This is a genomic window from Streptomyces neyagawaensis (assembly GCF_023516595.1).
Taxonomy (GTDB): Bacteria; Actinomycetota; Actinomycetes; order Streptomycetales; family Streptomycetaceae; genus Streptomyces; species Streptomyces neyagawaensis.
Map to the genome: position 1 here is coordinate 1 of NZ_JAMGBG010000002.1, position 5479 is coordinate 5479.

The 5479-nt window shown below is 69.8% G+C and carries 3 protein-coding genes, 1 tRNA gene and 1 rRNA gene; 1 reads left to right on the forward strand and 4 read right to left on the reverse strand.

Annotated elements, in window-relative coordinates:
• Positions 1–1250, reverse strand: a 1250-nt coding sequence (locus tag M8J73_RS02445; RefSeq protein ID WP_249828167.1) for a HAMP domain-containing protein, incomplete at its 3' end; no start/stop codon positions are given.
• A gap of 394 nt (positions 1251–1644) precedes the next feature.
• On the opposite strand from M8J73_RS02445, the gene M8J73_RS02450 reads away from it, so the two are divergent.
• Positions 1645–4392 (forward strand): SpoIIE family protein phosphatase, encoded by a 2748-nt coding sequence (locus M8J73_RS02450; RefSeq protein WP_249828168.1) that lies wholly within the window; start codon positions 1645–1647, stop codon positions 4390–4392.
• 64 nt (positions 4393–4456) lie between these two features.
• Here M8J73_RS02450 and M8J73_RS02455 read toward each other — a convergent pair.
• The 3 genes from M8J73_RS02455 to rrf form a co-directional block, all read right to left on the reverse strand.
• Positions 4457–4529 (reverse strand) — tRNA-Thr (locus tag M8J73_RS02455).
• Positions 4530–4625: 96 nt separating this feature from the next.
• A complete protein-coding gene (locus M8J73_RS02460) occupies positions 4626–5288 on the reverse strand; it encodes a DegT/DnrJ/EryC1/StrS family aminotransferase (RefSeq protein WP_055539326.1) in 663 nt (220 codons plus the stop codon).
• Positions 5289–5402: 114 nt separating this feature from the next.
• Positions 5403–5479, reverse strand: a 5S ribosomal RNA gene (rrf, locus tag M8J73_RS02465); the annotation flags it as partial.

Consider the following 5479-nt stretch of genomic DNA (forward strand, 5'->3'; position numbering starts at 1 on the left):
CGCACCTGGATCGTCAGGTTCCGGAAGACCGTGTTCACCGAATCGGTGAGGTCCTTCCACGTACCCGCCGCACCCGGCACCTGCGCCTGACCGCCGAGACGCCCCTCGGCACCCACCTCATTGGCCACACGGGTGACCTCGTCGGCGAAGATCCGCAGCGTCTCGGTCATCTGGTTGATCGTCTCGGCCAGCTTGGCGACCTCGCCGCGCGCCGGGACGGTCACCTTCTGCGACAGATCACCGTTGGCGACGGCGGTGGTGACCTGCGCGATGCCGCGCACCTGCGCCGTCAGGTTGCCGGCCATGAGGTTCACCGAATCGGTGAGCTCTTTCCACACTCCGGCCACACCCGGCACCTCGGCCTGACCGCCGAGCTGGCCCTCCGTGCCCACCTCACGGGCGACTCGCGTCACCTCGGAGGAGAACGCGGACAGCTGGTCGACCATCGTGTTGACGGTCTCCTTCAGCTCCAGCATCTCGCCGGCGACATGAACGGTGACCTTCCGTGACAGATCACCCTTGGCGACCGCTGTCGTCACCAGCGCGATGTCCCTCACCTGCGCGGTGAGCCGGTACGCCATGGTGTTGACGGACTCGGTCAGGTCCTTCCACGAACCGGACATCCCGCGCACCCGGGCCTGCCCACCCAGCTTGCCCTCGGTGCCCACCTCGCTGGCCACACGGGTGACCTCGTCGGTGAACGTCGACAGCTGGTCGACCAGGTTGTTGACGGTCCGCCCGACCTTCAGGAACTCCCCGCGCAGCGGATGCCCGCTCCCGTCCGGGGCGTGCGTCCGCAGCTCCATCCGCGGCGACAGGTCACCCTCGGCGACGGCCGACAACACTCGGCTGACCTCGGAGACCGGCCGTACGAGATCGTCGACCAGGGCGTTCGACGCGTCGATCGCGGCCGCCCAGGACCCCTCGGTCGCGCCCGTCTCCAGCCGCTCGGTGAGCTTCCCCTCACGGCCGACCATCCGCCGCACCCGCGACAACTCGCCGGTCAGATGCAGATTGCGGTCCGCCACCTCGTTGAACACGGCGGCGATCTCGGCCATGACACCGTCACCGGAGACGGTGAGCCGCTTACGGAAGTTGCCGTCCCGCATGGCCTCCAGCGCCGTCAACAGCCGATCCAGGGCAGCCGTGTCCACGGTGGTGGTCCCGCCTCGCGGTTTGCGCTGCTTGTTCAGGGACTGTCCGCCTTTCGCGCGCGCCTTAGTGCCTCGCGTCGCTGCGCCAGACTCCACTGTGTCCCTCCCGCAAGGGTCGACCGTTCCTGCTGGACGTACTGAGCCCATTGGGCCGCATCGCACTGCTCGTACCACTCGTACTACTTCGTACGCGGGTACTCCTGCTCGGTGAGCCGGACACCACTCCCCGGTACACCTGGCAGGACGCGGTCCGACCGGCCTTCTCCTGGAATCCTGCCCAGTGTTTCACCATGGCTGAACCAGGCCATAACAGTTCGGCAGCTTCGCACACGGTCCGCACACCTCCGGACGGAAACACTGACGACCGGCATCCGCATGGACGGCGAAGGTAAGTAACCTTGCATGCGGCTGTCCAGCCATGCCGGTCCCGTCCGGCCTGGGCGGTGGCGCACGAGCACGAGCGGGCAGGCATCGGAGGGGCGGCCGCACCATGACCACCGGACTGCATCCTGGGGAAGCCCCCCAGGAACCCAGGCCGACGGATGATCAGCCTCTGCCTCGGCAGGAGGTCGGTCGTGGGTCCTCGCACGACGAGAACCGGACAAGGAGTTCTGTGATCACCGCGCGCGCGGCCGCCAGTTTCGACCCCGTCTCGCGATCCGTCGCGACGGCCCGCTCGTTCGTCCGCGACACCCTCCAGGGCTGGGGTTTCGCCGACATCGTCGACGACGCCGTGGTCCTCACCAGCGAGCTGGTCACCAACGCGGTCGTCCACGCGGGCACCTCCGCCGACGTGCTGTGCCTGCGCTCGGAGGACGGGGTACGCATCGAGGTCGCCGACAGATACCCCGAGCGTGAGATCCCCCTCCAGTCCAGCGCCGTCAACATGGGCAGCCCCGACCGCGAGGGAGGCCGCGGCCTCCAGCTGTGCGCGGCGATGGCGGGCCACTGGGGCGTCGAGTACACCCCCACCCACAAGCAGGTCTGGTTCCAACTCGACCTCCCCGACCGCCCCGTGGGCACCCGCACCGCGGGCCCCTCCCTCCCCGCCGATCTGCTGCCCCTCGCCGACGGCCGGGTCCGCGTCGCCGTCGTCCAGATCGACCGCACGGGCGCGATCAACGCGTGGAACGAGGACGCGGAGGAACTGTTCGGCTACGCCCCGGACCAGGTCATCGGCAAGCCGCTCACCGACCTCGCCGCCTGGCCGCACACCCCCGGCACCAGCACCGGGGTCGCGGAGGCCCTGCAACTCTCCCGCTGGGAGGGCAGTTACGGCATCCGCGGCGCCAACGGCCGGGTGACCCCGGTGTACGCCTCCCACCTCCGGGTCCGCGACACGGCCGGCGAACCGTCCACGGTCTGCCTTCTCGTACGGGACCACGAGCGCGCCGTCCTGCAGACCCCGATCCGCGTCCCCACCGGCGACTCGGGCGGCTCCGGCGAGGGCGGCCAGGCCACGGACCCGTTCGAGGTCTTCATCGGCTCCCCCGCCCCGGACGACCTCGACGGCCTCCTGCAACGCACGGTGGAGCGCGCCCGCGACATGCTCGACGGGGACTCCGCGTTCCTGCTTCTCGCCACCGACGACGAGACCGAGCTGGAGGTACGGGCCTCCACCGGCCTTCCCTCGGCCCGCCAGCGCTTCGCACGCGTCCCCGTGGAGGCCGGCCCCGGCCGCTACGGCTCGGCCCGCATGCCGGCCGTCCATGACGATCTCGCGGCCGTCCCTGGCGCGGTCCCCCTGCTCAGCGGCACGGGCATGCGCTCGGTCGTCACGGTCCCGCTGAAGGTCGAGGGCCGCCTCACCGGTTCCCTCGGCGTCGCCGCGGAGGCCGCGAGCCGCTATTCCAACGAGGAGGCCCTGCGCCTCCAGTTCGCCGCCGACCGCATCGCTCTCGCCGTCGAGTCGGCCCGCCTGGGTGAGCTGGAGCGCCTGCGCCGCGGCTCCTTGTCGTTCCTCGTCGAGGCCTCCGACCTCCTCGCGGGCACCCTGGACCGCGATCAGACGCTGGCCCTGATGGCCCAGATGACGATCCCGACCCTCGCCACCTGGTGCGCGGTGTACACGATCGCCGACCAGGCCTCCGACCCGTATCTCTCGTACGTGCTCCACGAGGACGAGGACCTCATCGACGGCCTCAAGGCCCTCCTCTCCAAGATCGCACCGCCGGAGCCGATCCCGACGCCGGGCGCCCGCGTCTGGACGGCCCCCGCGGAGGCGGCCCACCGCGCGGCTCTGCGCACCTCGATGCGCAGCCTGGGTCTCGGCGAGCCGGCCACGGTCAGCTCGGGTATCGGCACTACCCTGGCGACGGCCTCGGCGGTGGGCGGGGAGACGGTCGTCCTGCCCCTGGTGGCCCGCAACCGCGTCATCGGCATGCTCACGCTCGGCAAGCCGACGGACGAGCACTTCCGCCAGGAGATCCTGGAGCTCGCGGAGGACCTGTCCCGCAGGGCCGCCCTGGCCCTGGACAACGCCCGTCTGTACTCGGAGCGCATGGCCATCAGCCAGTCCCTCCAGCGGAGCCTCCTCCCGCCGGAGCTCCCGGACATCGAGGGCGTCGAGGTCGAGGTCATCTACCGCGCGGCCGGCGAGGGCAACGAGGTGGGCGGTGACTTCTACGACCTCTTCCCGATCCGTGACGGCGCGTACGGCTTCGCCATCGGCGACGTCTGCGGTACGGGCCCGGAGGCCGCCGCGGTCACCGGCCTGGCCCGGCACGCCCTGCGCCTGCTGGCCCGCGAGGGCTACGGCGGCCCGGCCGTCCTGGAGCGCTTGAACTCCGCCATCATCGACGAGGGCGCCCGCAGTCGCTTCCTGACCCTCCTGTACGGCGAGTTGTGGCCTCAGGAGGACGGCAGCGCCGTCCTGAAGGTCGTGTGCGCCGGGCACCCGCTCCCGCTCCGTCTCCGCCAGGACGGCACGGTGGAGCCCGCCGCCGAACCGCAGCCCCTCCTGGGCGTCATGGAGGATTTGGAGCTGTACGAGCAGACGGTCACCCTCGATCCCGGGGACGTGCTCCTCTGTGTCACGGACGGCGTCACCGAACGCCGTGAGGGCACCCGCATGTTGGGCGACGACGGCCTGACGGAGGTCCTCACGACCTGTACGGGTCTCACGGCCGGCGCTGTGGCGGCCCGTGTGATGCGCGCGGTCGAGCGCTTCGCTTCGGACGCCCCGTCGGACGACATGGCCATCCTGGCGATGCGTGTTCCGGGCCTGCACAAGGACTGAGCGGGCGGCGACCGGAAAAGGGCATGAGAAAGGCCCCGCCCATCCGGGCGGGGCCTTTTGGTTGAGCCCCCAAACGGAATCGAACCGTTGACCTTCTCCTTACCATGGAGACGCTCTGCCGACTGAGCTATAGGGGCTTGTCGCTTTCGAGGTTTCCCTCGCGGCAACGGGATAGATCATACCCCGAACAGAGCCGTGCTCCCAAACCAAGCTCGTGCGCCCGGCGACTGCTCTCAGAACGCCGGCTGCAGGAGCCCGCCGAGCGCGTTGCAGGCGGACACCAGCCGGTGCAGTTCGCGCCGCGACATGTCCCCGCCGATGGGCAGCGCGAGCGTCTCGTCGGCGGCCCTCTCGGTCTCGGGGAGGCATATGTCCCGCCGGAACTCCGGTATGCGGTGCACCGGCGTCTTCACCGGCACGCTGCATTCAACTCCCTTGGCCTTGATGGCCCGAGCGAACGCGTCCCGGTCCGGCCGCCCATTGCCCGGCACCCGTACGACGTACTGCTGGAAGGTGTGCCCGTCGCATCCGATAGGGGTCCGTACGCCTTTCAGCTTGGTGTTGAGGTACGCGGCGCGTTCCCTGCGCACTCCGACCTCTCTGTACGGCGCCTCGGACTCGCCTTGTTCCAGCACCAACAGGCCGTGCCGTTGCCCTACTTGGTGCAGTGTCGCGATGTCCGCCGACCGACCGAAGCGGTGTACGGCGACGACTGCCACGGTCCGCGTGGTCACCGCGGCCTCGACGGCCGCCGCGTCCAGGCAGTACGACAGCGGGTCTATGTCCGCGAAGACCGGCACTGCCCCTGTCAGGCTCACTGCCTGGGCGACCTCGGGGTTCCCGAACGCCGGCACGACCACCTCGTCACCGACGCCGACACCTGCAGCCTTGAGCATTCCAACGGTACCCATAGCGCGGATCCTCGTCGCGCAACGTGAACGCCAAGTGACGCACAACAAAAAAGAGCTGGTCCCCGAACCGAAATTCGGGGACCAGCTCTATCAATGATTGTTCGGCGGCGTCCTACTCTCCCACAGGGTCCCCCCTGCAGTACCATCGGCGCTGTGAGGCTTAGCTTCCGGGTTCG